This window comes from Thermodesulfovibrionales bacterium (assembly GCA_035622735.1).
GTDB lineage: Bacteria > Nitrospirota > Thermodesulfovibrionia > Thermodesulfovibrionales > UBA9159 > DASPUT01.
In genome coordinates, this window is the sequence record DASPUT010000010.1 from 1 (window position 1) to 26,987 (window position 26,987).

Below are 26,987 nucleotides of genomic sequence, written 5' to 3' on the forward strand. Positions count from 1 at the left end.
GGTGTCGGTGTGGGCGTAGGAGTCGGCGTCGGTGTCGGGCACACAAGTGTGCTGCCATGGCCGCCGGGGTAGAGGTTCTGATTGATCATCTGCAAGAATGTGTAACCGGTGCATGGTGACGCAGAATTCGCTATGGTATCCATCGCTCCGCTGGGGTCTGAGGAATGTGTCGAAACATTCCCAAAGGCAGTTCCGTAAGAATTCCGGGATCCGCCTCCGGTTACTGCGAGGTGACAGACCCCGCAATCCCAAGCCTTGCCATACTTGCTGTTAAAGGCGTCCAGATAGCTCGAAAAAGCGTCCGCCTTTGGGACCACCCCTACTATTCCTACAACAAATGCGGCAACTACCACTGAGATACTGATAAACGTCTTCTTCATTCTACCTCCCTTTTTTGCTCGTGATGAGCTGTAATTTATCTCTATCGCTTTATATCAACCTGCTTCTCAGCAGGGTTAAACGACAGAGTAGTCTAACTTCCGAAAATGAACTTACGATGAAATAGGAATGAAGCATATTTCATCGTCATCAGGCCAGTGGCGGTCGTACTAAAGCATCGATATATCATTCCCCGTTGTAGGGAATGCCTGATTTCGACGGCAGTCCGGCACAAGAGAAAAAGGGCTCTCGATGCGGTTTCCTTCTCTGTTTCGGCGCAACGCGTCGTAATACCAATGCCGGGGTTTTATGCGACAGGCCTGATGTGATAAAATGAACAACCGATTGAAGGGGGACCGAATAGATTCAGATGAGCGACATCACCGGCATAGCAGCAAAGGTTCTGAAGACGGAGGCGGAAGCCGTCCTCGCGCTCGCAGGAAGACTGAACAGCAATTTTGAAAGAGCGATAGAGATTATTTCGGGGAGCAGGGGCAGGGTCATCGTCACTGGCATGGGGAAATCGGGTCTTGTTGGAAAGAAGATTGCGGCGACGCTCGCATCAACGGGCACCCCGGCATTCTTCCTCCACCCTGCCGAGGCAAGCCACGGTGACCTCGGCATGGTAACATCCGATGATGTCATCATCGCCATATCGAACAGCGGAGAGACAGAGGAGCTCCTCTGCCTCATACCCTTTCTGAAACGCTTTAACCTCAGCCTCATCGCGATGACAGGCGATCCCGACTCGACCCTCTCTCAGGCGGCGGATGTCAGCCTCGATGTTTCCGTCAAGGAAGAGGCCTGTCCTCTCGGCGTCGTCCCGACGGCTTCGACGACCGCCACGATGGCTTTGGGTGATGCGGTCGCCATCGCCCTCCTCACAAAGAGGGGGTTCCGGGAAGAGGATTTTGCGCTCTTTCATCCGGGCGGCAGCCTCGGGAAAAAACTCTTCATCCAGGTCAAAGACCTCATGCATACGGGAGAGGGGCTTCCCCGTATATCTCCCGATACCCCTATGATGAACGCGGTCGTCGAGATATCATCAAAGAGGCTCGGCCTCACCATAGTTACGGATCCTGACGACAAGATCCTGGGCGTTGTCACAGACGGAGATTTACGGCGTGGAATAGAGAAATGGGGGAAGGCGGTCTTTGACATGAAGGCGAGAGAGGTCATGACAAAAGAGCCGAAGATCATCTTGGAAGATGAACTCGCAGCAAAGGCCCTATCGCTCATGGAAAAGTATTCCATAACATCCCTCGTAGTACCTGACAGAGAGGGCAGGCCAAAGGGTATAATCCATCTCCATGACATCCTCAAAAAGGGAATCGTCTAGCCTGCACGAATGCCGGGTCTAACGTTCCGCATCGGATCAATGGCAATAGCCTTTCTGAATATGCCTCCGGACCTTCATCAACCTGCCTGAATCCTGCTCTTGAGCCGGATATCTCCTCCCCGTTACGGTTTTATGGATATGGCGGGTCGGAAGGACTTCCATCCTTTACTGAAATTAACAAGAGACCAACATCCATTTCACAACAAAAAATTAGTCAAATCAAGGGGTTATATTTTACCGTATTTTTTCCTTGACAGGCACAATATATTGTGGTTTAATTAACGAAATTTCACAATTAATACTATATACCGGATATAATAGACAGACAGTTAGCAGTTATTATTTCCAGAAAATAAGCATAATTTCAAGGAGGGGATTATGGCAGTATCACACTTTACTTTATCACCAAACGCCCTGAAGGTTCTCGAAAAGAGATATCTCAAAAAGGACGAAAACGGGAAGATCGTAGACAACCCCGAGGAGATGTTCCGAAGAATCGCAAAGGCTATTGCGTCTGCCGACCTGCGGTACGGCAGGTCTCCGGACGAGGTCGCAAAGACGGAAGAAGAATTCTACGACTTGATGACGTCCCTCGTCTTTCTTCCGAACAGCCCCACCCTCATGAACGCCGGGAGAAGTCTCGGACAGCTCAGCGCATGTTTTGTCCTACCCGTTGATGACTCAATGGAATCGATATTCGATGCGGTGAAAAACGCCGCGATAATCCATAAATCAGGCGGGGGTACCGGTTTCAGCTTCTCGCGGCTGCGGCCGAGCGGCGATGTGGTCGGCTCCACAAAGGGGATATCATCGGGGCCCATATCCTTCATGACGGTCTTCGATACCGCAACGGAGGCGGTAAAGCAAGGCGGAACGCGGCGCGGCGCAAACATGGGGCTGTTGCGGGTAGATCATCCCGATATCCTCGACTTTGTCAAATGCAAGGACGAAAACACAAAACTCAACAACTTCAATATATCAGTCGGCCTGACAGAAGAATTCATGAAGGCCCTCGCGGAAGATGGGGAATACGAACTCCTGAACCCGAGGACAAAGCAGGTGTCCTCCAGGCTCAAGGCGCGGGAGGTCTTTACCCACATCGTCAACCATGCATGGAAAAACGGCGAACCCGGGATCGTCTTCCTCGACAGGCTCAACGCCTCGAACCCCACGCCCCTCATCGGCGAGATAGAATCGACGAACCCCTGCGGCGAACAACCCCTCCTCCCCTATGAGTCCTGCAATCTCGGTTCGATAAACCTCGCAAAGATGGTTGTGGGAGACCTGGGGATTGATCGAGAACGGTTGAAGCAGACCGTCTGGGGGGCGATCCACTTCCTCGATAATGTGATCGAGGTGAACAGGTATCCCCTCCGGAAGATAGAGGAGATGACAAAGGCAAACAGAAAGATAGGTCTCGGCGTAATGGGCTGGGCTGACATGCTCATCCAACTCGGGGTCCCCTATAACTCCGCAGGAGCGGTGCAACTGGCAGAGGAAGTGATGGGGTTCATTCAGACCGAAGGGAGAAAGGCATCCATAGCACTCGCGGAGGAACGCGGGACCTTCTCCAATTATCACGGCAGCATATACGACGGCAAGCTGCCCATGAGGAATGCTACGATAACGACAATCGCGCCCACGGGAACCCTCTCGATAATCGCCGGCTGTTCATCGGGTATAGAGCCGCTCTTCGCGGTCTCCTACGTGCGGACGGTCATGGAAGGGACGAAGCTCATCGAGGTCAATCCTCATTTTGAGAAGGTCGCGAGAAACCGTGGCTTCTGGTCCAGGGAGCTCATGGAGAGGATCGCCGAAAAGGGGACGATCGAGGGGTTTGAAGAGGTCCCCGAGGATGTGAGGAAGGTCTTCGTGACGGCCCATGACATAACACCAAGGGAACACATCACGATGCAGTCGGCATTCCAGAAATATGTGGACAACGCGGTTTCGAAGACCGTCAACTTCCCCCATCATGCGGGACCGAAGGATGTGGAAGACGTCTACCTTCTCGCGTACAGCCTCGGTTGTAAGGGCGTCACCGTATACCGGGACGGATCGAGGGAAGAGCAGGTTCTCTCAACGGGCACGACGAAAGAGGCGCTCCAGAAACCGGCCGTCCCTCATGCCCAAAAGATCATGCCGAAGAAAAGGCCTGAAATGATAAGGGGGTCGACGCGACTCATGAAGACAGGCTGTGGAAATCTCTATGTCACAATAAACGAGGACGAGCAAGGCCACCTCTTTGAACTCTTCACCTCGATGGGCAAGGCGGGAGGGTGTGCATCGAGCCAGGCAGAGGCGATCGGGAGACTCGTGTCCCTCGCCTTCAGGTCCGATATCGACCCCACTGAAGTCATTAAGCAGCTCAAGGGCATCTCTTGTCATCAGCCTACCTGGTGCGATGGAGGCAAGATCCTCTCCTGTTCCGACGCGATCGCCAGGGCCGTCGAGAAGTACTCTATGACGACTGACAAGGGAAACGGCAACGGCCACAAAAAGGAGAGCCACGAGATAATGCTCATGGGCGCCTGTCCCGAGTGCGGCGGCGCTGTCGAGCATGAAGGCGGCTGTGCGGTCTGTCACAATTGCGGCTTCACGAAGTGCGGCTAAGGAGTAGAACATGAACAGAGGTAACGGGAAGAAGTCCTTCAGAAGACCGCCCTGGGACGAGTATTTCATCGAGATAGCAATGGTCGTTTCGTCCCGCTCGACCTGCCTCCGGAGAAGATACGGCGCGGTCATCGTGAAAGACCACGTGATTGTGAGCACCGGTTACAACGGCGCGCCGCGGGGCTCGACGAATTGCGTCGATCGCGGGACCTGCAAGAGGCAGGAACTCAATATCCCGGCCGGAGAACGGTACGAACTCTGCGAGGCGGTGCATGCGGAGCAGAACGCGATCATCAACGGCTCACCGGAGCGGATGAAGGACGCGACAATCTACGTTGCGGGATTTGAGGAAGGTGATATCTTCGCGGAAGGCAAACCCTGTCTCCTCTGCAAGAGGATGATCCGGAACGCGCAGATAACGCAACTCGTATACCTCACAAAGGACGGGGGTATCGTGCGGGTGAACGACCTCAAGGAGTTCGATACGCCTCCCGCGAATGTCGAGATGGATGAGCGGACAGAAGGCGGCTAGGAGGTGCCCGGCTCCGTGAAGAACAAAGAGAAGAATCGTTCATGAGGTATGGCGGAAAAACCGTGCGGACATCAAGAGGTTCTGTAGGGCAGTCGTGGAAACATTGGCGCTGTAATGTGGTGAATACTTCAATCGAAGGGCTCGGGAGAGGGGAATAGGGACATCGACGGATAGCAATGAAGTTCCTTCGTCTCGATGACATAGCCGAAGAGTCGGTCTCTCACAATCCGCAAGTGAAGAAAAGGGTCATGCTCAGGAAGGGAGACGTTCCCCACCTCACCGTTTTCGCGCGGGCCGTCTTTCCGCCGGGAGAGATTGCGGTGTCTCATGCACACGCTGATATGAGTGAGGTCTTTTTTGTCGAATCGGGCAAAGGCCATATCAGCGTGAATGGGAAAGAATACAGCCTCGAAAAGGCAAGCTGTGTTGCCGTGCTGCCGGGTGAGGCCCACGAGCTCGCCAATTCCTCGAAGGAAGACCTCGTCATCGTCTATTTCGGTATAAGCGCCTAATGAAGAGGCTTTCGAGACATGAGGTGGTGAAGCTCGTCGAGACGACCGGGGACTGTAGAGGCTTTGACCTCTCGGGTCTTGATCTCAGCGGTCTCGACCTCATCGCCGTGGACTTCAGGGGTTCGAACCTGAGGGGCGCGAACATGAGCAAGGCGAACATGAGCCGGTCCCTATTCGATGAGACCGACCTGAGCGGGAATGATCTCGGAAGCTCGAATTTCACCGGCTCCTCCTTCAAGAGAGCGAATCTCGGGCGAAGCGACCTCACCTTCTCGACCGTCACCGGCGCTGACTTCTCCGGCGCGAACCTCCGGAAGGCCGACTTCACGAGCGCGAAGCTTTCAGGGGCTGTCTTCAAGGGCGCCGATCTCGCTGAAGCCAACCTCCAGATGACAGACGGGGCCATGGCATGCTTTGCCGGAGCTAACCTCTCCGGAGTGAGCCTCCGGGGCGCAAGCATGGTCGGTGCTGACTTTTCAGAGGCTAGCCTCCTTGGCGCGATGCTCCACGGGACCGACATGAACGCGGCGAACCTCTCGTCAGCCGACATGAGAAAAGCAAGGCTCATCGAAACGACACTCGTCGGGGCAGATCTGAAAAACGCCGACTTGAGGACAGCCCTCTTGACAAACCCTGACATGACCAGGGCAAACCAGGAGGGAATCAGGACCGGCTCGATCCTCGAAGACTTCGAAAAAGACGATGATCCGGAGAAAGATTAAAGGGAAAGGCTCTCTTCGGCGCAACTCTCGCCATGAAATAAGTTTCATCACTCCTTCACGATTTTTTCATTTTTCCTGCGTATACTCATGCTGTTATTCTGGTCAAGGGATGTTGAAAGAAAACCCTGTCTGAACGAAATTTTGGGAGGCAGAGATGAAAATACTGAGAAGAACCCTCACAGGACCGATCATCGCATGTTCACTGATTCTTCTTTCCGCAGTCTATTCCTGGGGCTCATCGACTACTGCTGAGGGAGTACCCCGGCAGGGAACAGATCTTCACAGTAAAGAATTGAAGAAAGACTCCGCAATGGCCAAAATCCTGCCGGTACTCGAAAGCAGAGTCGGTGATCAAAAATTGCTCGAAAGGGCGAAGGATAAGCTCGCCCTCATGGATGAGGCTGAAATCCGTCTCATAGCTTCTCTCTGCGAGCGGATATCCCTCGACAGAGGCACGCCCGATGCGGATATCGCCTTCCTGCTCGTCACCGCTCTCATCGTTCTCTCCTGATTCTCTTCGGCACGGAATCCGCTGCCGATAATTCCTGAAAGAATACCATGGAGGTGCACGTGTTTAAGAACTTAGTTCATATTCTCTATCACCTTGTGGTCGTTGTCCTGAGCGCGGCCGCCGCACTGTCACTGCCCTTCGCGGTCAGATTTGTTGCTCAAAAGTATCTCGTCTACTGGTCGTTCATCGAGCACGAGCAAATCTTCCTCGTCGCTGTTGAAATAGCGGTAGCGGTATTTCTCATTATCTCGTTCAACTATATGAAGAGAAGCTGGAAGGACAGGAAGGCGTCGGGAATGGCCATGGCTGCCGGTCTGTTTCTTGTGGTCCGTCCAAAAGGACTCTTTACGCCGAAACGGGTGAGGAAATTCAAGGAGAGGCAGGGTTTTGCACGGGACGTTATGATAATCGGTTCAACGGGATCACGGACCTTCGCCGATCCCGCCGGAGACCTCCACCAGGTTATCAGAAATTGCCGTGAAGCAAAGATAATGCTGCTCAACCCTTTCAGTGAGGGCGCACACACGCGCGCGAGGAGTATCGACGATCCCGCAATCACGCCGGAGGGCTTTAGAGATCAGATTCTGGAAAGCATCGATTTTCTCAAAGGGCTGAAGGCGGCTCAGAAGAATGTGAGGCTTAAGCTTTATCAGGACAAACCTCTCCTGAAGATAGCGATTTTCGGAGACTACCTCTCCGTCATGCATTATCATGCAGGGCTCGACGTTCGGAACATGCCCGAATATGTATTCACGCATCAGCAGAATCCCGGCGGACTCTACCTCCCTTTTTACCAGTATTTCCTCTCACGCTGGCAGGATCCGGATATCCCCGAATATGAGCTCGATACCGACGATCTCGTTTACAGGGACAGGACGGGGAACGAGATCAGGAGAGAACCTTTTGCCAGAGCAGAGAGCGGAGGAGACCTCATGAACGTGGGTTGAGGATGAACCGGTTCTCTCGGGAGCAGGACATTTTCGGAAATCGCAAAAAGAAGTTGACAAAAGGGAATGAGATCTATAAGCTATGCCTATAAATCTATTTGATATTTTAATCTTTAGGAGAAGAAAATCTGAGAAGTCTTTTTATCTGAAATAGTTTCCCTTGTTTTTCGGATTGCCGGCTTCCGATACGGTACTAATGTGATGAACCCAGGTGGTCCGAAAGACTCAAACAAGACCGATAAGAGAAAGGAGGTGAAGTGAATGAAGAGAATAGTCGCGATAGTTATCGCCATCGTCTTCGTCCTCGGTATCGTCGCAATCGGCTTTGCGGCGGAGAGCAAGTGCGGATCATGTCATAAGGGCGACAAGGCTCTGGACAAGGTCGTAGCAAAAAAGAATATCAAGACCACGGCTGATCTCATGAAGGCCGTAAAAGAAGGCCCGACCGCTAAGATGCATGCCAAATTTACCGACGACGATATAAAGGCAGAAGCGAAAACCCTTAAACTCGCAGAATAAAGAGGGGCGCAAGAAGTGTGGAAGGGGGTTCCGGAATATCCGGGACCCCCTTCATATATCTGTCAGGGCTGTTCTGAACCCTTCACTTACTTGACCCTCGCACCCGGCTTCACTTCCCTTCCGGGAGTGAGGACCGAACAGGTCCCATCTTCATCGGTCGCGGCAAGAAGCATGCCGCGGGATTCTATTCCCATGAGTTTAGCCGGTTTCAGGTTTGCCACAACAATTATCTCACTCCCTATAAGGTCTTCAGGGGCATACGATTTCCCTATTCCCGCGACCACCTGTCTCTCTTCACCGATATCCACTTTCAACCTTATCAGCTTATCGGACTTTTCGACTCGTTCGGCGGCTATCACCCTGCCGACCTTCAACTCCACCTTTGCGAAATCCTCTATGCCGATCGTCTCGTTGCTGCCCTCGAGACTCACCGGATTCTTCTCTTTTTGTTGTTCTTTCTTCTGAGTCTTCTTCTCGGTCTCCTCTATTCTCGGGAAGAGCTGCTCACCCTTCGACACCGTCACCGCGTAATCCGGATACCAATTCCATCCGAATATCGCGCGATCCATAATACCGCCTTCTTTCCCGGCTTTCTCCGGGCTCCGTTCGATCTCCTCCGTCAGAGACCGAAGGCCCAGCTGCTTCCAAATCGTCCCTGCCGCACGGGGCATAAACGGATAGAGCAGGAGTGACGTGAGTCTGAGCGCACTCCAGACGTCGGAGAGGACAAGTTTCAGCGCCCCGGGATCGGTTTTCGCGAGCCTCCAGGGCTCGGTCTGCGCGATATGGTTATTCGCCGCCCTCACAATAGCCCATATCTGTTCCAGTATGAGATTGAACTGCAGACGCGCCCACGCATTTTCATCAAGGGCCTTTGCGCCGGCATTTACACAAACCCCGGGCAAGTCCTCCAGGGTCATGCCTGATGAGAAAGTCCCTTCAATCGATCCCCCGCCGTATTTCTCGGCCATCGTGAGAAACCTGCTCAGGAGGTTGCCGAGGTCATTGGCGAGATCGGTATTCGTTCGCCTTATCAGGGCACGTTCGGAAAAATCGCCGTCGAGTCCGAAGGGCACTTCCCTGAATAGAAAATACCTGAATGCATCCACGCCGTATTTATCGACCATGGCATGGGGGTCCACAACATTGCCGAGAGACTTGGACATCTTCCTTCCCTCAACGGTCCACCAGCCATGGGCGAAGATATTTTCGGGCAAAGGCAACCCGAGAGCCATGAGCATGGTTGGCCAGTAAACGGCATGAGTTGTGAGAATGTCTTTGCCGACGATGTGATGAGAAGCGGGCCACCAGAATTCACCGTCCCTGGCTTTTTCCGCACCGGGGGAAAGGTATCGAGTTGCAGAAAAATAATTGACGAGGGCATCGAACCAGACGTAGGTTGTGTAGCCTTCATCAAAGGGAAGGGGGATACCCCATGAGAGCCTCTGTCTCGGCCTCGATATACAGAGGTCGCCGAGGGGATTGTTCCGGAGAAAGCCGAGGACCTCGTTTCTCCTCGTCTCCGGCATGATGAACGACGGATGGTCTTCGATATAAGCGACGAGTCTCTCCTGGTATTTCGACATGAGGAAGAAATAGTTTTCTTCGACAATGCGTTCAACCGGCCTCCCGCAGTCGGGACAGTTGCCGTCAATCAGGTCTTTTTCCGTCCAGAACCTCTCATCCGGGGTACAGTACCAGCCGGAGTACTCCCGCTTCTCGATCTCCCCCCTATCCCAGAGCATCTGCATGAGTCCCTGTACGGTCTTCACATGCTCGATATCGGTCGTGCGAATGAAGGCGTCATGGGATATGTTGAGTCTTGCCCATAGGCTCTTGAAATTAGCCACCATGCTATCAGCATGTTCCTTGGGACTGCGTCCCTTTTCACTGGCCGCCTTTTCGACCTTCTGTCCGTGCTCGTCCGTTCCGGTCAGGAAGAAGACCCTTCTGCCGAGCATTCTGTTCCGCCTTGCCAGGATGTCCGCGGCAACCGTTGTGTAGGCATGCCCGATGTGAGGGATGTCATTCACGTAATAGATGGGTGTTGTCACATAGAATTCTTTTTTCATTTCCGGAATTTTCTCCTTCGCCGTTTCCTCCGGTGAAATTTTCCCTCCTGCGCTTTTTCACCGGACTGCACTTCAGATGTTTCCGGCCGGACTTCTTCGCTCCGCAGTTCTTCCTGAGCAGTCCGGTCAGCCGCACCCGCACGGTGGGTCTCTTTCGGAGCCTGCCTCGCGGAATGGCCGCGAATCTCCCGTCCATCACCCGAGCGGAAGTGAGGCTTCTGCCTTCCCGTCTCCTTCCGGGAACGCTCGGAAATCGGCACTACAGGCTCCTTTCGTGCCGGAGGAGCGGGAGCTTCTTCGATAAGCGCCATCTGCCCTTCTTCAGTGCCTTCTTCCAGCCGCGCCGTCTCATCCTCCGTCCGCTTACCCCCTTCTCCCTTTTCACTTTCGCCGTATTCATACCCGAGACAGCACATGAGTCTTCCGCAGACGCCTGAAAGCTTATTGGCGTTCAGGACAAGCTCCTGCCTCTTGGCCATGCGAATGGATATCGGTTCGAAAGAGGTGAGGAATGTCTTACAGCAGAGCTCTCTGCCGCATATGCCGATGCCTCCCACGATCTTCGACGCGTCCCTCACGCCGACCTGTCGCATCTCTATACGCGTTTTGAATTTGGCTGCCAGGTCTTTGACGAGCTCCCTGAAATCTATTCTCCCGTCGGCGGTGAAGTAAAAGATAAGCCTCTTCTTATCGAGAGTCACCTCGGTGCATATCATCTTCATCGGAAGGCCCCGCGCCATTATCCGCTCGATGCAATAGGCCATCGCCTCTTCCTCAAGGGCCTTGTTCTCGGATTTCTGCCGGAGATCGTCCTCGGTAGCCTTTCTCAAGACTTTCTTTAGCTCCTTTGCCGCGGTATCGAGGGAATGTTTCTCGACCACGACATTGCCCATGCTGAGACCGAGTTCAGACTCGACCACAACAAGATCCCCCTTTGAAACCTCGACGCCGTTCACTTCGAAGTCGTATATCTTGCCGCAGCTCTTGAACCGTATCCCGACAACATCAGGCATCGTTCGCTCCCGGGCGGGGAATAAAGAAAGCGGTCTCTCTTTTTCGTTCCATCATGATACTATGTTTCTGAGAACAGACGCTGTATAGTTCCACGTTATCCCCTTATTGAGATTAAAATCGAGTTTTCTCTTCAGGCGGGTCAGGGCATCGAACGATTCCACGAGAGCGCGAATATCCGCCCTCGCACCCGCCTCCGAAAGACCCCTTATGTCAGGACTGAAGAGCATCCCTTCGTCATGCGTAAGCTGCAATACCGCAACGTCCCTTAAGAAGATAACCGCCATATCGAGCCATCGTTCCATCTCGTCCCTGTCAGCCCAGGTTTCATGTTGCCCTCCGGTCACACTCCTGAGGATACCGACGAACCGTTCCTGCTCTTTGAGGAGGTCAGAAGAAAGGGCAAGTCCCGGCCTGCCCATCGAGAGCCTGATTCGAGCAGGGAGATCCGAATCGGCCCCAGAAGTGCGCGTCACAGCCCTCTTGTCCGTCGCGCACCTGGAGGCAGCCTCCCTCCTGTCGACCAACCTGATGACTTCCCCGCAGGCGGCCCCCGAAAGGGGGGTGAAGAGGAGGCGAGAGCACCTCGAGCGTATCGTCTCGGGCAGCCTGTCAGGGTTCGATGCTATCAAAATAATGAGACTATCTTCCGGAGGTTCTTCCAGGGTCTTGAGAAATGCGTTTGCAGCGGACTGATTCATCGTATCAGCCTCATCGATAATAACGACCTTCTTCCTCCCTTCATGAGGCATCAATGAGAGGGCATCCTCTACCTCCCGGATCTCACTCACCCGTATCTCACCCTTGTCCGGAGAAATCATGATGACGTCAGGGTGCGTTCCTGAGTCGATCTTAAGGCATGAAACACAGGAATCGCATGAATCTTCCTGTTCTTCCTGACGCATGTCGGTCAGAGGAACTCTCTCACTCCCTCCGGCCGGGTCTGCCATCTCATCACGGTCTTTCAGGCAGTTTATCGCCTTTGCAAGATTGACCGCGGTGAACCTCTTCCCTATACCCGACTCGCCGGCAAAGAGGTAGGCAGAGGGCGTCCTCCTCCTCCTGAGTGTCCGGAGGAGGATACCGACAGCTCTGCCTTGTCCTATAACGTCTTTAAGCGCCATGAAACCTCTTGCTCCGTATATAATTATGCACGGCAATTTTGTCCTTCTCGGGTATAACTTTAATTATACCCTCACATGAAGATTCTTGACAAGGAGGCCTCCCCCTCGTTTACGGGCGTAATCCGCCGAACTTCAGAGTTTCTTCCCGCTGAACTTCGAGAGTTCCCTCAGCCTCTTCATGACGTGGACAAACCCGTCGATTCCGAGGGACTGAGGCCCGTCGCATAAAGCCTTCTGGGGGTCCGGATGCACCTCGACCATGATCCCGTCCGCACCGCAGGCCATTGCGGCGAAGCAGAGCGGCGGCACGTAATTCCTCGCTCCCGTGGCATGGGAGGGGTCAAGAATGATGGGCAGATGGGACCGTTCGTGAATAACCGGCACGGCGGAAATATCGAGGGTATTGCGGGTGGCATTTTCGAAGGTCCGTATCCCTCTTTCGCAGAGGATTACTTCCCTGCATCCCTCTGAAAGGACATATTCGGCGGACATCAGGAATTCCTGGATCGTCGTAGACATGCCCCTTTTCAAGACGATCGGCTTGCCGAATTTTCCCACCCTTCTGAGGAGAGAGAAATTCTGGACGTTCCTCGCGCCTATCTGGAGGACATCGGCATAGTCACCGACCAACTCTACGTCTTCCGGGTTGGTAATCTCGGTCACAAAGGGAAGGCCCGATTCCTTCCTGGCCTTTACGAGCAATTTCAGCCCTTCCTCCTCGAGCCCCTGGAACGCATACGGAGAAGTCCTCGGCTTAAACGCACCTCCCCTGAGCATCCTCGCTCCAGCCTTCTTAACTTTTATCGCTGTCTCGACGATCTGTCTTTCCGTTTCGACGGAACAGGGTCCGGCTATTACCCCGAAATATTCACCACCGAAAAGCGCACCGTCAACTTTGACAACCGTAGGCTCTCTCTTGATCTCCCTGCTGGCGAGTTTGTAAGGCTGGAGAATAGGGACCAACTTGTCGACGCAGGGATTGGCTTCCAGGGCCTCGAGCATATGTTTGTCCCGGTCGTCTCCCACGGCACCGATGACCGTCCTCTCGACCCCGAAGATGGCATGGGCCTTAAACCCCAGCTCCTCGATCTTCTTCATGATCTCTTCGACGGTCTTTTTTTTGCATCCCGGTTTCAAAACAATGATCATACGTCCTCCTTCATGAATAAAAAACCACAGGGCTCATCGCCTGTGGCTCTCTATTTTCCCGATCGTGCGGAAGATTACGAGCCTGCGGCCCCCCGCTGAGAAGGTCAACCCGACAAATCCCGGAAACGAACAGGTAATGCCGCAGGGCGTAGGCCGCTAACTGAGATTCATTTAAGCTTCTTGATAAACTCCTCAACGGGAAGAGCTGCGAGGGTCAGGAGCTGGACCGAACCTCTTGAGCCGATCTCAACCGACATCTTCATAATCGCGTCATTATTCGGCGCCTCCATGATGTTGACGAAATCATACGGTCCGAGGACTGCATACTGCTTATGAATCTTTATCCCCATCTCCTCAATCTCCTTGTTCACTTCAAGGATCCTATCCGGTTTCTGTTTGATCGTCTTACGCCCTTCATCGGTCAGAGTACTCAAGATTACATAAAATGGCATCGCACCCTCCTTTGTGATGAGCAAGACAGATATCCTGCTCAGGTTCATAGAATGGATATCGCTCGACCAATTCTTATTACTTTATACCGCTTTTGCGGGATGATGTCAATAAAGAATATTGATCGTGCATCGGCCTTGACAAGAATGATTCTAATATGATATTTATTATTTAATAGTAAGAAGTGCTGAAAGGACGACTGTTCATGGAGAAATACAAACAGATAGGGTTTAAACTGACGCCGCAGCGCCTGGCGATCCTTGGTTACCTTGATGGAAACAAGGATCATCCTTCGGCCGAGGATGTCTATCGGGCGGTATCAAGGAGGTTTCCGACCATGTCCCTCGCGACCGTCTACAATACGCTCGAGGCGTTGCGACGGCGCGGAGGGGTTGCGGAGCTCACTCTCGATCCGGAGAAGAAGAGATTCGACCCGGATACCGAGCCGCATCATCACCTGATATGCATGAAGTGCAGGCGGATTGCCGACATTCACCGCGACTATCACCTGCAATTACCCGCAGGTGCCGCCGAAGACTTTCAGATACTCGGCAATCACATAGAGTTTTATGGCGTATGTCCTAGATGCAAGAAGGGCAAGTGAATAGAAAGTACGGCACTTTCTTGTTATACTTTCTCAATAGTTTCTAAAAAAAGGAGGCAGCGATTATGAGTGAAATCTGTTGCGGTGTGAGGGTAGGTCAGTCAGTGCCTGATTTTGAGCTCGAAACCTTTGAACCGGGTACAGGAAAGTTTTCCAAATTTAGTCTGGAGGGAGCGAAGAAGGCCAAGAAGTGGACGGTCCTCGTATTCTATCCGGCTGACTTCACGTTCATCTGTCCGACGGAGCTTGCCGACCTTGCGGAAAAACAGCAGGAACTGAAGAAGCTCGGCTGCGAGGTCGTCTCCGTGAGTACCGATACGAAATTCGTACATTATGGGTGGTATCACGAGGAGAAACTCCTTGAAGAGGTGAAGTTCCACATGGGCGCCGACCCGAAGGGCACCGCGTCTAAGCTTTTCGGTGTCTATGATGAAGAGAGCGGTCTCGATCTTCGGGGAACCTTTGTTGTCGACCCTGACGGAAAGCTCGTCGCCTCGGAGATGAACTTTTTTAATGTCGGAAGGAACATGGATGAACTGGTGAGAAAGATCGAGGCCTTTATTTACGTAAGGAACGCACCCGCAGAAGTCTGCCCCGCCAAATGGAAGCCGGGAGGGAAGACTCTGAAGCCATCCGAAAAAATCGTCGGGAAGGTTTACGAAGCGTTGAAATAAGTATCTCTCGGCAACGAAAGAAAACGAGTGACCCCACCCGCCGGGCAGGGTCACTCGTTTCAGAAGTCGTCCTTTCCTTATAACCCCGTTCTAAATATCGTAATAGAGGAAGAACTCATAGGGGTGCGGTCTCAGTCTCAGTGCGTCCACTTCCTTTGTCCTCTTGTAGTTTATCCACGTCTCTATTGCGTCGCCGGTAAACACGTCGCCTTTTCTCAGGAATTCGTTATCCGCCTCGAGGTTGTTGAGTGCTTCATCCAGGCTCGCGGGCATCGTCGGGACCGACGCGAGTTCCTCGGGCCCGAGTTCGTAGATATCCTTATCGAGAGGTTCACCGGGGTGAATCTTGTTCTCGATACCATCAAGCCCCGCCATCAACATCGCTGCAAAGGCGAGATATCCATTGCATGAAGGGTCGGGGAACCTGATCTCGGCCCTCTTGGCCTTAGGGCTCGGGGAATAGGTCGGTATCCTTACGCATGCGGAACGGTTCCTCGCGGAGTAGGCGAGATTGACAGGGGCCTCAAAACCGGGGGTAAGCCTCTTATAGGAATTCGTTGTAGGATTTGTGAGTGCTGCGAGGGCCGGTGCATGCTTGAGAATCCCGCCGATATAATAGAGCGCAAGATCACTCAGGCCTGCGTAGCCGTTGCCTGCGAATAACGGCTTGCTGCCCTTCCATATGCTCTGATGGGTGTGCATACCGGAGCCGTTGTCCCCAAAGAGCGGCTTCGGCATGAAGGTGACCGTCTTGCAATGCCTCTTCGCGACGTTTTTGATGATATATTTGAAGAGCATAAGCTTGTCCGCCATCTTAACCAGCGATTCGAATCGCATGTCGATCTCAGCCTGGCCGGCTGTGGCAACCTCATGGTGCTCCTTCTCGACGTAGATGCCGCACTTCAACATCTCCATGACCATCTCCGTCCTGAGGTTCACCAGGCTGTCCGTCGGCGGCACCGGAAAGTACCCTTCCTTGTGCCTTGGTTTGTAGCCGAGGTTCGGCCCCTCATCACGACCCGAGTTCCAGATGCCTTCGACGGAATCGAGGAAATAATATCCGCTGTGTGAGTCTTGGTCGAACTGTATGTTGTCGAAGATAAAGAACTCCGCCTCTGGACCGAAATACGCGGTGTCCCCTATCTTAGTCGACTTCAGATAATTCTCCGCCTTCTGGGCGATGTATCGGGGGTCCCTCGTGTAGTATTCCTTCGTTATGGGGTCCACGATATTGCAGATGAGGCTTATCGTCGGATACTCCATGAAGGGGTCCATGAATGCCGTTTCAGGGTCAGGGACGATGAGCATATCCGATGTGTGGATCGCCTGCCATCCCCTGATAGAAGAGCCGTCAAAACCGAGACCTTCTTCAAAGACCTCCTCCTTCAGTTCCGCTATAGGCGCAGCAAAGTGCTGCCAGATCCCGGGAAAATCGAGGAATTTGAAATTTGCCATAACCGCCTTATTTTCCTGGGCCATCTTGATTACGTCTTTTGCTGTCATGCTTCTCCTCCCTTTCTTATGGTTTAAAGTCTTCCTGAAATGCTTTTTTACAGCGCAGATTCGCCGCGCTCTCCGGTCCTTATCCTCACCACGTCTTCGATCGGGTACACAAAGATCTTGCCGTCTCCGATCTTGCCTGTCTTCGCCGCCTTCTCGATAGTATCAACGACCTTCTGGGACAGGCTGTCCGAAGTGACGACTTCAACCTTTATCTTCGGAATGAAATCGATGACGTATTCGGCTCCCCGATAGAGCTCCGTGTGCCCCTTCTGCCGGCCAAAGCCCTTGACCTCCGTGACGGTCATCCCCTGGATGCCGATCTCGTTTAATGCGTCTTTCACCTCGTCGAGCTTGAAGGGCTTGATAACGGCCTCAATCTTCTTCATATCTCACCTCCTGTATTCAGTCGCTCAGTTTCCGGCCTTTCGGTAACCGACTACCCATAGGCCACAGACTGTTGACCGCTATTTTAAGAATGCCTTATAGAAACTCAACGCACCGCCGAGATAATCGTCATAGGCAGCCTCGGTCTTCGCTCTTATCTGTACCATATCGACGGGTTCATTCTTCAGCCACTCATAGATCATCGCCTTCCTCACCTCTATATGGAACTGGAATGCGTAGGCGTTGTCTCCGTATCGAAAGGCCTGGTTCGGATAGAGTGCCGACCCGGCGAGTCTGACCGCACCTTCCGGGATATCGAAGGTCTCGCCGTGCCAGTGAAATACCGGAAAGGATCTCCGCAAGTCTTCTGTCCGCGAATGCGTTGCGAGCCTCTTCATGAGCGGGTCAATCGAGCCCTCTTCCGTGAGGGTGATGTCGTACCAGCCGATCTCCTTTTCAGAGCCGGCATAAACCCTTGCACCGAGCGCCTTTGCCATGATCTGGGCACCGAGACAGACCCCGAAGACCTTCCTACCGGCTGCGACAAATTCCTTCACGAGCGTTATTTCGTCGCTGATATAACGGTATTGTGACTCTTCATTCACGCTCATCGGGCCGCCCATCATAACGAGGGTATCAAAGCCCTTCGTATCGGGCAGGCCTTCTTTCTCAAGGTCGACGACAGAATAGGGCATCCCGGCTTCGTTGAGGTGGTCCTCAATCGTACCCGGCCCTTCAACCGACGTATTCTTCAATATCAGAACAGCCACCACTCCGGGTAATATCAATAACTATGCCATAGGCTCTCCATTGAAAAATAACGTGTTTCCCATCATGAGCGGTGAATGCCTGCCTATCTTTGAGGCAGTCGATGACTAAGAAAGATGCAGGCACAAAATACCTCGTTGCAGAGCCTCGCCTCTTGCGCTAAACTTGATGGAGAGCTTCTTTTCACTGAAAACCGTCCGATCCTGTTTTGAGGAGCAGAAAATGAATGAACCCGTTCGTATAAAGAATACCGGTCTCCGGGGTGTAACGGTTGCTGACACGAAGATCAGTTTCATCGACGGAGAGCGGGGCATCCTTATTTACCGTGGCTTTCGGATCGAAGATCTCGCGCAGAAATCGTCATTCCTCGAAACCGCATACCTCCTTCTTCACGGCGCATTGCCTGATAAGAAACAACTCGAAGCATTCACCCGACAGGTCACCGAGGAGCGAGATGTCCCGGATTTTCTCTATGAGAGCTTCAAGAAGTTGCCGAAAGAATCTCATCCCATGGACGTGCTTCAAGCAGCCATACCGCTGCTGGCAATGGCTGACCCTGATCTAGGCAAAGAGTCGAGGGATGCCAATATTCTCAAAGCGCTCAGACTCATCGCGCGCCTGCCGGTCCTGATAGCGGCGTGGCAAAGAATAAGAGCCGGCCTCGAACCGTTGCCTCAAGACAAGAACCTCCCCCATGCAGCTAATTTCTTATGGCAGCTCAGCGGGATTAAGCCCGATGCGGAGATCGCCGCCGATCTCGATACCTGTCTCGTCCTCCACGCCGACCACACCTTCAATGCCTCAACCTTTGCCTGCCGGGAAGTTGTTTCGACAAGGGCCCACATGTATGCGGGAGTCGCGGCGGGGGTTGGTGCCCTCTCAGGCAGCCTCCACGGCGGTGCCAATGCCGAGGTTATAAAGATGCTCATGAATCTGTCATCCGAAAAAGACATCCCCGCCTGGGTGAAGAGGCAGCTCGATAAGGGAGAGAGGATCATGGGCATGGGCCACGCTGTCTACAAAACGACGGACCCGAGGGCCAAAATCCTGAAGGAGATGTCCTATCGTCTCGGGAAAAAACTCCGCCGGGAGAATTGGTATCGGCTCTCGAACGAGCTAGAAGAAGCCGCCCTTCAGGAATTCGAGCGAAGGGGAAAAGCGACGATTAAACCGAACGTGGATTTTTACAGCGCTTCCGTTTACCACATGATGGGCATACCGGATGACCTCATGACCGCCGTCTTTGCGATGTCGAGAATAGCAGGCTGGTCCGCTCATATCATAGAAGAGAAGTTTGCCGAGGCCCAGGAAAAGCCTGCGCTTTACCGGCCCGCGTCGGAATACGTCGGTGACTACTGCGGCCTCACGGGTTGCGTCTATACGCCGCTTGAAGACCGGAAATAACGTTCCGCGGGGTACCTACCAGGGGTTACAGGGCTTGCTCCTAATGTTCATCGATATCCCTTCGCAGAACCCGAGGAGGATCAGGGACACTTCTGATACGCTTGCTACCCACACGCTTTCCGTACTGGCGATTAATGCTGGATTCACCGACTACTCCGCGCGTTCCGGTTATCTGCAACAACGAAGCTTTCCCGGGGAAGTCGGCGGTAGCGAAGCGATGAGCCGACGAACCTTGAGATAGAAAGAGTGACAAGATGCCCTCGATGAACTATCGCACATCAGAAATCTTTCACTGCAACTTTAAACGCCATATTCAGACCTAACAAGAGTGCAGCAGTTTTCGAATAGCCGCTCTGCGTCGGAGCCTGGTACCGCATCCACCGCGATAACCTCCTTCTAATGCTTTCTTTGGAGTAATATGATTTCCATAACCATCGCAAGCCGTTTTCCAACTCTTGAGGCGTCATGTTTTTAGGATAAAAGGTGGAATATTGTCCATTAAACTTTCTGACATCAGTTTCAAAGATGCGGCCATCAGCTTGAAGCCGCCGATAAAATTGCGATCCGTGTATGGGGAACAATGCGGAGAACAATGCCAGCTCAATCTCATTGTCTTCACAAAAATCAAGGGTTTGTTGAAAAACGTCTTTATTATCCCCTTCAAATCCGAACATGAAAGAGCCGTAAATTCCTATGCTGACATCATGAGTCATTTTTATCCACTCAGCAAACTTTTCTGGTTTCGCCCATTTCTTGTCAACTGCGCGAAGATTGTCCTGACTCAACGACTCTATGCCTGTAAATAGGAACTGACAACCGCTCTCCGCTGCCAAACTCATCAATTTCCGGTTCGCAGCATGATTAAGGGAAAATTGACCGCTCCATTTGATCTTCAAAGGAATCATTTCATGGAATAAATCCCGAGCATAGGCGGGATCACCAGTTATATTGTCATCAACAAAAAAGAGCACCTTCCCCCTCAGCTCCTCAAGCTGTCGCATGACATGATCAATCGGCCTGTGACGAAATTTTGTACCGTAAAAACTCACAACTGAGCAAAAATCACAGTTATAGGGGCAGCCTCGTGTCGTTTCTATATGATAAAACTCATCTTTGCCTGAGAATAATTCCTTCTTGATGAACGGAATATCTTTGAGGTCGATAAGTTGATTTGCTTTATAAAACGGCTGAAGCTGATTGCTTTGTAAATCCCTTATCACCTCGTTCCACACGGGCTCTGCCTCGCCTGCTATGACACTATCGACGTGTCTCCGGGCATGGTCATAACATAATGTTGGGAAAAACCCCCCAAACGCCACCTTTATTCCCCGTGCGCGGAACCTTTCTGCAATCGCAATCGCTGATGGCGATACATGCAGCATAACTGTTATTCCCGCCAGATCCCAATCCTCGTCATACGGAATGGCATCATGGTTTTCATCAACAATTCTAACCTCAATATCTTCAGGCGTGAGTGCTGCCAGAATCGGCAATGCAAGGGGGGTAGAGTTCATGTAGCGAACGGAAGCTTGTCCACGTCCCACTCTCTTGGGATTTATGAGTAAAATTCTCATGTGATTTCAATTCAGGTCTTAACTTTAACGACCTTGTCCCGTATTTTTGTTGAAGTAGAAATGACCCCGATTGCATTATTTTAAGCAGCTAGCTCCTTTCGGTCAAGGGTCTGTTCCAAGGAAAGGGGAAGTTTGGGGAGTTCTCTATAGCCCTTTCAAACGTCTGAATTTCTTTTCTGCTGTCGCAATCGAGTTATAATTCGTGATATTCTTTAGTTAGTAGTTACCCGTAACAAAAAATCAACGTATTGGGATAACTCGTTTGGCATAGTTTCATTATAAGGAGGCACTCATGAAACAAGGTGTCAGAAGCATTATCTATCCTGTCAAGGACATAGCTCGAGCAAAGATACTATTTCGTCAGCTCTTGGGTGTCGAGCCATATGCGGATCAGCCGTATTATGTTGGCTTCAAAATTGGAGATCAGGATATCGGATTAGACCCCAACGGTCACAAGAATGGAATGACAGTTTACTATCATGTTGACGACATCAAGCAGAGTCTGCAATCTCTTCTGAGCGCTGGCTCACAAATCTTGCAGGAGACAAAAGATGTCGGTGGCGGGGGACTGATCGCAAGTGTAAGAGACCCCGACGGTAACATCATCGGCCTTATTCAGTGACTATTGTGAGGCGATAAGAATTTTCGCCTGCATCGCTATATCTTTCGAATCAAATCCGCAATCGGGGCCTCCGTTGCCATCCGCATTGTCCTGAACCCCGCGATCTCCGCTCGTGTCGCGCACTCTGCTTTCCGCAGGTTGCTTTTCATCAGGAAATTCCGATACATTAGACTCTATGGCAAAGGATTATAAACGCGTAGAGCTTTCGACGCTCTATGAAATCAGCAAGATACTCGGTTCATCCCTTGATCTTAAGACCAATCTGAAGAGCGCGATGAAGGTCCTTGCAGAGTATATGGATATGAAGCGTGGGACCGTGGCACTAAAAGACAACAGCGAGATCGCGATAGTCGTTGCCCACGGCCTGACCGAGGAAGAGATAAGGAGGGGGAGATATAGACTCGGTGAAGGAATCATCGGCAAGGTCGCCAAACTCGGCTCACCCATAGTAATACCGAATGTAGGGGATGAGCCGCTCTTCCTTGACAAGACAGGGGCGAGAAAAGAGATCAGTAAAGACAACATCGCCTTCCTCTGTGTCCCGATCAAGTTCAAGTCCGAGGTGCTGGGAGTTTTCAGCGTCGACAGGCTCTTCGGCTCAAAGGGCGTCTCCTTTGAAGAAGACGTGCGGCTTCTGAAAATCATCGCCTCACTCATCGGACAGTCGGTAAAGCTCAACAGGGAAATCGAGAGGGAGAAGGAAGCGCTCATTGAAGAGACGGAAGAACTCCGCCGGAAACTCAAGGGCCGTTACAGCATAGAAAACATCATAGGGCAGTCCGACAGGATGCAGGAGGTCTTCGAAGCGGTCCATAGGGTATCCGCCTCAAAGGCGACTGCCCTCCTCAGGGGAGAAAGCGGAACCGGAAAAGAACTCATCGCAAAGGCGATCCACTACATGAGCCCTCGGGCAAAGGGACCGTTCATAAAATTCAATTGCGCATCCGTTCCGGAGGGCCTGCTCGAATCGGAACTCTTCGGCCACGAGAAGGGGGCCTTCACCGGCGCGATCTCTATGAGAAAGGGGAAGTTTGAGATCGCGGACAAGGGAACGATATTCCTCGACGAGATCGGCGACCTCCCGTTGAACCTCCAGCCGAAGATCCTCCGCGTCCTCCAGGAGAGGGAGTTCGAACGCGTCGGTGGGGAGAGGACGTTGAAGGTAGACATCAGGCTTGTTGCGGCGACGTCGAGAAACCTCGAGGACCTTGTCAATATCAGCAAATTTAGGGAAGACCTCTATTACCGGTTGAATGTCGTGCCGATATCTCTCCCTCCTCTGAGAGAACGGAAAGAAGATATACCCCTCTTGATAGAGTGCTTCCTGAGACAGTTCAACGAGCAGAACAGAAAGACGATAACACTCGCATCGGATGCCCTCAAGGTTCTCATGGACTATGACTGGCCGGGAAATGTCCGTGAATTGGAGAATACCGTCGAACGTCTTGTCGTCATGTCCCGCAGAAATACCGTCAGGGCTGTCGATCTGCCCCTCACCTTCAGGATCCCTGAAACAAGGGAGGTCCCCGTGAAGGGCTCGCTCACATCTACTATTGAAGAGACCGAGAAGATGAGGATACTCGCCGCACTCGAAAAGACCGGATGGGTACAGGCAAAGGCGGCGCGAATTCTCGGAATTACGCCGAGACAGATCGGCTACAAGATTGTGAAATACAGGCTGATTCGGAGGTAGCTGTCCGCCGTTTAAGTCTTTCCATTTTGTTGACCCCTACCCCCTTCCATTCATAGGAAGACCTGCTATACTGTTGATAATACTATTCCTGAAATCGTTACCGTAGTCAAAGATGGGAGATTGATCGGATGCGATTCTTACTGAGGTCAGAGATTTCCCTTGTTGCGGCAGTCAGCCTCCTCTTCACATGCTGTTCCGTTGGCCCGAATTTTCGGAAGCCCGATGTTTCCGTTTCTCAGAACTGGCTGGAGGCCGGCGATGAACGGGTGAAGGGTGAATCATCGGACTACCGTTACTGGTGGCGGGTATTTGACGACCCGGTCCTCGACAAGCTCATCGACGAGGCATATAAGAATAACCTCACTCTCAGGATCGCCGGCGTAAGGGTACTCGAAGCCCGGGCCCAGCTCGGCATCGCCATCGGAGAATTCTTCCCCCAGTCCCAGCAGGCCTCGGGATCCCTCATCTTTAATCGGCCGAGCGACGCGGGAGTAATCCCTCTCTCCCAGTATTACGTGGCTCAGATCGGACTGAGCGCCGCTTGGGAACTCGATTTTTGGGGCAAGTTCAGGCGCGCCATCGAGTCGGCAAACGATATTTGGCTTGGCTCGATCGCCAACTACGACAACGCCCTCGTAACCCTGACGGCGGATGTTGCCAATTCCTATATCGTCATCAGAACTCTCGAAAAGCGGATCGAGATCGCGCGCCAGAATTTAGAGGTCCAGGAAAAGAGCGTCGATATCGCCAAGGCCCGTTTGCGGTACGGCACCGCGTCACAACTCGATGTCGAGCTTGCCAAGACCCAACTCAATCACACGGCAGCACTCATCCCTCCCCTCGAAATCCTTCTGCGGCAGGCCAAGGATTCCCTCTGCTTCCTCCTCGGCATGCCGCCGAATGACCTGGAGGGTCTCCTCGGTGGCCCGTCGGACATCCCTGTCTCTCCTCCCGAGGTGATCGTCGGAATCCCGACAGATCTTCTCCGCCGCCGGCCCGACATCCGGAGCGCCGAATACAGGGCAGCCGCACAGAGTGCACAAATCGGCGTAGCGGTCGCCGACCTCTACCCGGCCTTCTCTCTCACCGGAAGTTTCGGCTTCCTCTCTTCCACTACCGGAACATCCAAGCTCGGCGACCTCTTCAAGTGGTCCAGCCAAAACATCACAGCCGGACCCTCCTTCCAGTGGAGTATATTCAACTACGGTCAGATCACGAACAATGTTCGCCTCCAGGATGCCTTTTTTCAGGAGTTACTCATTACATATCAGAACACGGTTCTCGCAGCACAGCAGGAGGTCGAGGACAATCTCGTCGCTTTCTTGAAGGCCCAGGACAGGGCGGAGTTTCTCGTACTGAGCACTGAGGCTGCCAGGAAATCCCTCGACCTTTCCGTCCTTCAATACCGGGAAGGCACGAAAGATTTCGTAACGGTCCTGATCGCGCAGCAGGCACTCTTGAATCAGCAGGACGATCTGGCCGACACCCTCGGCACCATCTCGGGCAGTCTGGTCAGGGTCTATAGGGCCTTGGGAGGCGGCTGGGAGATCCGCGAAGGAAAGGAATTGGTTCCTACTTCCGTAACAGAAGAGATGGCAAAGCGCACGAATTGGGGCAGATTGCTCGCCCCTGCATCATATAATCCGGATGTCTCCGGGGAAACACCATCCTCTCCGCGGCTTCATCCGGATTGGTAATACCATCAGGGCAGTCTTAGAAGCCCTTTCGCGATCGGAGGTTGCGTAATGGTCTGTAAAACTAGGAGAATGTTTCGACCGGCCTATGGCCTTGCAACAGTCGTGTTGTTCCCGGCCCTTCTTCTCTTCGCGGCCGGCTGCGGGAAGAAGACCCAGCAACAACCCCCTCCTCCCAAAGTCACCGTCATCCGACCGGTTCAGCGAACGATCACGGATTATCTCGAACTGACCGGCAATACTCAGGCCGTCAACTCCGCGCAGCTCGTCGCCCGGGTCGCCGGGTACCTGGATAAGGTCTTCTTTCAGGACGGTCAGCGCGTGAAGAAAGACCAGCTGCTCTTCATGATCCAGCAAGATACTTACGTAGCAGCACTCCAGCAGTCTGAAGGTCAGGTCCTGGCGCAAAAAGCGCAGCTCGAATACGCTCAAAGCCAGCTCGAGCGCTACATCAACCTATTATCGGAGAATGCGGCCGCACAAACGGATGTGGACAACTGGAGATACCAGCGGGATTCGGCCAAGGCGAATCTTAAAACAGCGGAGGCGAGTCGGGACATAGCAAAGCTTAATCTGAGCTACACCGAAGTGGCGGCTCCCTTTGACGGTCGGATAGACCGTAGACTTCAGGACCCCGGGAACCTCGTGGGTTCGTCGGCAGCGAATACCAACCTTGCCCAATTAATTCAGCTCGACCCGATCTATGTCTATTTCACGGTCGGCGACGCGGATCTGGCCAAACTCATGAAGACTGCGCGCGGCACAACGGGAAATGCTGTTGCCTTGAAATCGCCGGTTTTAGTCGGTCTTGTCGGTGAAGAGGGCTATCCGCACCGTGGATATATCGATTTTGCGGCTACGAACGTCTCTACCTCCACCGGCACGCTCCAGATGAGGGGAGTCCTCCCGAACCCTGAAGGCAGAATCATGCCGGGCCTCTATGCGCGTGTGCATGTGCCTGTCGAGACCAGGGTCGCCATGCTCGTACCGGCCACGGCAGTCGGCAGCGACCAGCAAGGCCCCTACGTGCTCGTTGTCAACGCGCAAAATGTCGTCGAACGACGAGGTGTCAAGCCCGGCTCTCTGCAAGACAACAACCTTCGCGTCATTGAAGAAGGGCTCACAGGAAACGAGAGAATCATCGTCAGCGCGTTATTGAAAGCCCGACCGGGAAGCCCGGTCTCGCCGCAACTCGATAACGCGGCGACGGAAGGGACGCGGTGATATCAAAATTCTTCATAGATCGGCCGATCTTCGCGAATGTCATAGCGATAATCACTATGATCATCGGCATCATCTTCATCACGCGCCTGCCTGTCGCCCAGTGGCCCCAGATCGTCCCTCCGACAATACAGGTCACAACCCGTTATCCGGGAGCGAGCGCCGAAGTCGTGGCGAATACCATCGCGACTCCGATCGAACAAGCCGTAAACGGCGTGGAGGGGGCCATCTACATGTCTTCCACGAGCGGCAGCGACGGGTCCTATGCCCTCACGATCACCTTCGACATCGGGACCGACCTGAATACGTCGACGGCGCTCGTCCAGAACCTTGTGAACAGCTCCCTTGCCCAGCTTCCCGGAGGCGCCCAGCTGCAAGGCGTCACGGTCAGGAAGGTCTCTCCGAATATCCTTCTCGTGGTGAGCCTTTACTCCGATGACGACCGTTTTGACGAGACGTTTCTCTCTAACTACGGAGTCATAAATCTGCAAAACCCTCTTGCGCGTCTGCCCGGCATGGGCCAGGTGAGGGTATTCGGCGCAGGCCCTTACAGCATGAGGGTATGGCTCGACCCGAAGAGGCTTCAGAGCTTCGGCCTCAAGACATCAGATGTGATAGCAGCCATTCAAGGCCAGAACGCCGAGGTTGCTGCCGGTCAGCTCGGTGTTCCGCCGGTGCCGGCGAATCAGCCCTTTCAGCTCACGATCACTGCCCTCGGCAGGCTCTCGAGTGAAAGCCAGTTCGAGAATATTATTATCAAGACGGCTGCCGGTCCTCCTTCACAGATCGTGCGTCTGCGCGATATCGCAAGGGTCGAGCTGAGCAGGCAGAACTACAGCAATTTTGCTAGGGCTTCGGGCCGCAATTCCGCTCTCCTCGTGATGTTCACCCTGCCTGATGCGAATGCCATAGCCGTGGCCGACAGTGTCTACAAGGCGATGGCGGAGATGAGCAAGACCTTTCCGGC

26 protein-coding genes are annotated in these 26,987 nt (G+C 53.1%); 16 read left to right on the plus strand and 10 right to left on the minus strand.

Annotated elements, in window-relative coordinates; translation table 11 throughout:
- The coding region (locus tag VEI96_00320) for a hypothetical protein (GenBank protein HXX56424.1) at nt 1-380 on the minus strand (380 nt) is incomplete at its 3' end.
- Nucleotides 381-748: 368 nt separating this feature from the next.
- Between VEI96_00320 and VEI96_00325 the strand changes: the two genes are divergently transcribed.
- The 8 genes from VEI96_00325 (at nt 749) to VEI96_00360 (ending at nt 8,073) form a co-directional block, all read left to right on the plus strand.
- Nucleotides 749-1,717 (plus strand): KpsF/GutQ family sugar-phosphate isomerase, encoded by a 969-nt coding sequence (locus VEI96_00325; protein ID HXX56425.1) that lies wholly within the window; start codon nt 749-751, stop codon nt 1,715-1,717.
- Between the two features lie 378 nt (nt 1,718-2,095).
- Nucleotides 2,096-4,330 carry a vitamin B12-dependent ribonucleotide reductase gene (locus tag VEI96_00330; protein ID HXX56426.1) on the plus strand — a complete coding sequence of 745 codons (2,235 nt, stop codon included), beginning with the start codon at nt 2,096-2,098 and terminating at the stop codon, nt 4,328-4,330.
- Between the two features lie 10 nt (nt 4,331-4,340).
- Nucleotides 4,341-4,862, plus strand: coding sequence for a dCMP deaminase family protein (locus VEI96_00335; protein HXX56427.1), 522 nt, complete (start codon nt 4,341-4,343; stop codon nt 4,860-4,862).
- A 176-nt stretch (nt 4,863-5,038) separates the two neighbouring features.
- Nucleotides 5,039-5,374 (plus strand): cupin domain-containing protein, encoded by a 336-nt coding sequence (locus tag VEI96_00340; protein ID HXX56428.1) that lies wholly within the window; start codon nt 5,039-5,041, stop codon nt 5,372-5,374.
- Nucleotides 5,374-6,096 carry a pentapeptide repeat-containing protein gene (locus VEI96_00345; GenBank protein ID HXX56429.1) on the plus strand — a complete coding sequence of 241 codons (723 nt, stop codon included), beginning with the start codon at nt 5,374-5,376 and terminating at the stop codon, nt 6,094-6,096. The genes VEI96_00340 and VEI96_00345 overlap by 1 nt, the downstream gene beginning before the upstream one ends.
- A 154-nt stretch (nt 6,097-6,250) precedes the next feature.
- Nucleotides 6,251-6,607: a hypothetical protein gene (locus VEI96_00350; protein HXX56430.1), complete on the plus strand. Its 357-nt coding sequence runs from the start codon at nt 6,251-6,253 to the stop codon at nt 6,605-6,607.
- A 59-nt stretch (nt 6,608-6,666) separates the two neighbouring features.
- Nucleotides 6,667-7,554, plus strand: coding sequence for a hypothetical protein (locus tag VEI96_00355; GenBank protein HXX56431.1), 888 nt, complete (start codon nt 6,667-6,669; stop codon nt 7,552-7,554).
- Nucleotides 7,555-7,815: 261 nt separating this feature from the next.
- Nucleotides 7,816-8,073, plus strand: coding sequence for a hypothetical protein (locus VEI96_00360; GenBank protein HXX56432.1), 258 nt, complete (start codon nt 7,816-7,818; stop codon nt 8,071-8,073).
- Nucleotides 8,074-8,159: 86 nt separating this feature from the next.
- Here the strand turns inward: VEI96_00360 and metG are convergent, their stop codons facing one another.
- The 5 genes from metG to VEI96_00385 form a co-directional block, all read right to left on the minus strand.
- Nucleotides 8,160-10,145 (minus strand): methionine--tRNA ligase, encoded by a 1,986-nt coding sequence (gene metG, locus VEI96_00365; protein HXX56433.1) that lies wholly within the window; start codon nt 10,143-10,145, stop codon nt 8,160-8,162.
- Complete coding sequence (locus VEI96_00370; GenBank protein HXX56434.1) at nt 10,142-11,158, minus strand: stage 0 sporulation family protein; 1,017 nt, start codon at nt 11,156-11,158, stop codon at nt 10,142-10,144. The genes metG and VEI96_00370 overlap by 4 nt, the downstream gene beginning before the upstream one ends.
- A 51-nt stretch (nt 11,159-11,209) precedes the next feature.
- A complete protein-coding gene (gene holB / locus VEI96_00375; GenBank protein ID HXX56435.1) occupies nt 11,210-12,280 on the minus strand; it encodes a DNA polymerase III subunit delta' in 1,071 nt (356 codons plus the stop codon).
- 132 nt (nt 12,281-12,412) lie between these two features.
- The gene (gene aroF, locus VEI96_00380; protein ID HXX56436.1) at nt 12,413-13,429 is read right to left on the minus strand and encodes a 3-deoxy-7-phosphoheptulonate synthase; all 1,017 of its coding nucleotides are present in this window, start codon (nt 13,427-13,429) and stop codon (nt 12,413-12,415) included.
- Between the two features lie 167 nt (nt 13,430-13,596).
- On the minus strand, nt 13,597-13,881 hold the full coding sequence (locus VEI96_00385) for a GYD domain-containing protein (GenBank protein HXX56437.1): 285 nt from the start codon (nt 13,879-13,881) through the stop codon (nt 13,597-13,599).
- A gap of 203 nt (nt 13,882-14,084) precedes the next feature.
- On the opposite strand from VEI96_00385, the gene VEI96_00390 reads away from it, so the two are divergent.
- Together VEI96_00390 and VEI96_00395 are read left to right on the plus strand one after the other, a co-directional pair.
- Entirely contained in the window at nt 14,085-14,483 is a 399-nt protein-coding gene (locus tag VEI96_00390) for a transcriptional repressor (GenBank protein HXX56438.1), read from the plus strand.
- Nucleotides 14,484-14,548: 65 nt separating this feature from the next.
- Nucleotides 14,549-15,157 (plus strand): redoxin domain-containing protein, encoded by a 609-nt coding sequence (locus tag VEI96_00395; protein HXX56439.1) that lies wholly within the window; start codon nt 14,549-14,551, stop codon nt 15,155-15,157.
- Between the two features lie 90 nt (nt 15,158-15,247).
- Here VEI96_00395 and glnA read toward each other — a convergent pair whose 3' ends face one another.
- The 3 genes from glnA to VEI96_00410 form a co-directional block, all read right to left on the minus strand.
- A complete protein-coding gene (glnA, locus tag VEI96_00400) occupies nt 15,248-16,660 on the minus strand; it encodes a type I glutamate--ammonia ligase (GenBank protein ID HXX56440.1) in 1,413 nt (470 codons plus the stop codon).
- A 47-nt stretch (nt 16,661-16,707) separates the two neighbouring features.
- Nucleotides 16,708-17,046, minus strand: coding sequence for a P-II family nitrogen regulator (locus VEI96_00405; GenBank protein ID HXX56441.1), 339 nt, complete (start codon nt 17,044-17,046; stop codon nt 16,708-16,710).
- Between the two features lie 78 nt (nt 17,047-17,124).
- Complete coding sequence (locus tag VEI96_00410) at nt 17,125-17,814, minus strand: type 1 glutamine amidotransferase (GenBank protein HXX56442.1); 690 nt, start codon at nt 17,812-17,814, stop codon at nt 17,125-17,127.
- A 220-nt stretch (nt 17,815-18,034) separates the two neighbouring features.
- Here VEI96_00410 and VEI96_00415 point away from each other — a divergent pair, with 220 nt between their 5' ends.
- Nucleotides 18,035-19,216, plus strand: a complete 1,182-nt coding sequence (locus tag VEI96_00415) for a citrate/2-methylcitrate synthase (protein HXX56443.1) — start codon at nt 18,035-18,037, stop codon at nt 19,214-19,216.
- Between the two features lie 278 nt (nt 19,217-19,494).
- Here VEI96_00415 and VEI96_00420 read toward each other — a convergent pair whose 3' ends face one another.
- Entirely contained in the window at nt 19,495-20,760 is a 1,266-nt protein-coding gene (locus tag VEI96_00420) for a radical SAM protein (protein HXX56444.1), read from the minus strand.
- A gap of 322 nt (nt 20,761-21,082) precedes the next feature.
- On the opposite strand from VEI96_00420, the gene VEI96_00425 reads away from it, so the two are divergent.
- From VEI96_00425 to VEI96_00445, 5 genes are all read left to right on the plus strand, one after another.
- Nucleotides 21,083-21,412: a VOC family protein gene (locus VEI96_00425; GenBank protein ID HXX56445.1), complete on the plus strand. Its 330-nt coding sequence runs from the start codon at nt 21,083-21,085 to the stop codon at nt 21,410-21,412.
- A gap of 175 nt (nt 21,413-21,587) precedes the next feature.
- A complete protein-coding gene (gene nifA, locus VEI96_00430; protein ID HXX56446.1) occupies nt 21,588-23,105 on the plus strand; it encodes a nif-specific transcriptional activator NifA in 1,518 nt (505 codons plus the stop codon).
- A 128-nt stretch (nt 23,106-23,233) separates the two neighbouring features.
- On the plus strand, nt 23,234-24,802 hold the full coding sequence (locus VEI96_00435; GenBank protein HXX56447.1) for an efflux transporter outer membrane subunit: 1,569 nt from the start codon (nt 23,234-23,236) through the stop codon (nt 24,800-24,802).
- Nucleotides 24,803-24,850: 48 nt separating this feature from the next.
- The gene (locus tag VEI96_00440; GenBank protein ID HXX56448.1) at nt 24,851-26,023 is read left to right on the plus strand and encodes an efflux RND transporter periplasmic adaptor subunit; all 1,173 of its coding nucleotides are present in this window, start codon (nt 24,851-24,853) and stop codon (nt 26,021-26,023) included.
- The coding region (locus tag VEI96_00445; GenBank protein ID HXX56449.1) for an efflux RND transporter permease subunit at nt 26,020-26,987 on the plus strand (968 nt) is incomplete at its 3' end. The genes VEI96_00440 and VEI96_00445, both read left to right, overlap by 4 nt.

What these genes read in the sequence shown, in the direction of transcription:
- VEI96_00325 (HXX56425.1), top strand. Translation starts at nt 749, where the DNA reads ATGAGCGACATCACCGGCATAGCAGCAAAGGTTCTGAAGACGGAGGCG.
- VEI96_00330 (HXX56426.1), top strand. Translation starts at nt 2,096, where the DNA reads ATGGCAGTATCACACTTTACTTTATCACCAAACGCCCTGAAGGTTCTC.
- VEI96_00335 (HXX56427.1), top strand. Translation starts at nt 4,341, where the DNA reads ATGAACAGAGGTAACGGGAAGAAGTCCTTCAGAAGACCGCCCTGGGAC.
- VEI96_00340 (HXX56428.1), top strand. Translation starts at nt 5,039, where the DNA reads ATGAAGTTCCTTCGTCTCGATGACATAGCCGAAGAGTCGGTCTCTCAC.
- VEI96_00345 (HXX56429.1), top strand. Translation starts at nt 5,374, where the DNA reads ATGAAGAGGCTTTCGAGACATGAGGTGGTGAAGCTCGTCGAGACGACC.
- VEI96_00350 (HXX56430.1), top strand. Translation starts at nt 6,251, where the DNA reads ATGAAAATACTGAGAAGAACCCTCACAGGACCGATCATCGCATGTTCA.
- VEI96_00360 (HXX56432.1), top strand. Translation starts at nt 7,816, where the DNA reads ATGAAGAGAATAGTCGCGATAGTTATCGCCATCGTCTTCGTCCTCGGT.
- metG (HXX56433.1), bottom strand. Translation starts at nt 10,145, where the DNA reads ATGAAAAAAGAATTCTATGTGACAACACCCATCTATTACGTGAATGAC.
- VEI96_00370 (HXX56434.1), bottom strand. Translation starts at nt 11,158, where the DNA reads ATGCCTGATGTTGTCGGGATACGGTTCAAGAGCTGCGGCAAGATATAC.
- holB (HXX56435.1), bottom strand. Translation starts at nt 12,280, where the DNA reads ATGGCGCTTAAAGACGTTATAGGACAAGGCAGAGCTGTCGGTATCCTC.
- aroF (HXX56436.1), bottom strand. Translation starts at nt 13,429, where the DNA reads ATGATCATTGTTTTGAAACCGGGATGCAAAAAAAAGACCGTCGAAGAG.
- VEI96_00385 (HXX56437.1), bottom strand. Translation starts at nt 13,881, where the DNA reads ATGCCATTTTATGTAATCTTGAGTACTCTGACCGATGAAGGGCGTAAG.
- VEI96_00390 (HXX56438.1), top strand. Translation starts at nt 14,085, where the DNA reads ATGGAGAAATACAAACAGATAGGGTTTAAACTGACGCCGCAGCGCCTG.
- VEI96_00395 (HXX56439.1), top strand. Translation starts at nt 14,549, where the DNA reads ATGAGTGAAATCTGTTGCGGTGTGAGGGTAGGTCAGTCAGTGCCTGAT.
- glnA (HXX56440.1), bottom strand. Translation starts at nt 16,660, where the DNA reads ATGACAGCAAAAGACGTAATCAAGATGGCCCAGGAAAATAAGGCGGTT.
- VEI96_00405 (HXX56441.1), bottom strand. Translation starts at nt 17,046, where the DNA reads ATGAAGAAGATTGAGGCCGTTATCAAGCCCTTCAAGCTCGACGAGGTG.
- VEI96_00415 (HXX56443.1), top strand. Translation starts at nt 18,035, where the DNA reads ATGAATGAACCCGTTCGTATAAAGAATACCGGTCTCCGGGGTGTAACG.
- VEI96_00425 (HXX56445.1), top strand. Translation starts at nt 21,083, where the DNA reads ATGAAACAAGGTGTCAGAAGCATTATCTATCCTGTCAAGGACATAGCT.
- nifA (HXX56446.1), top strand. Translation starts at nt 21,588, where the DNA reads ATGGCAAAGGATTATAAACGCGTAGAGCTTTCGACGCTCTATGAAATC.
- VEI96_00435 (HXX56447.1), top strand. Translation starts at nt 23,234, where the DNA reads ATGCGATTCTTACTGAGGTCAGAGATTTCCCTTGTTGCGGCAGTCAGC.
- VEI96_00440 (HXX56448.1), top strand. Translation starts at nt 24,851, where the DNA reads ATGGTCTGTAAAACTAGGAGAATGTTTCGACCGGCCTATGGCCTTGCA.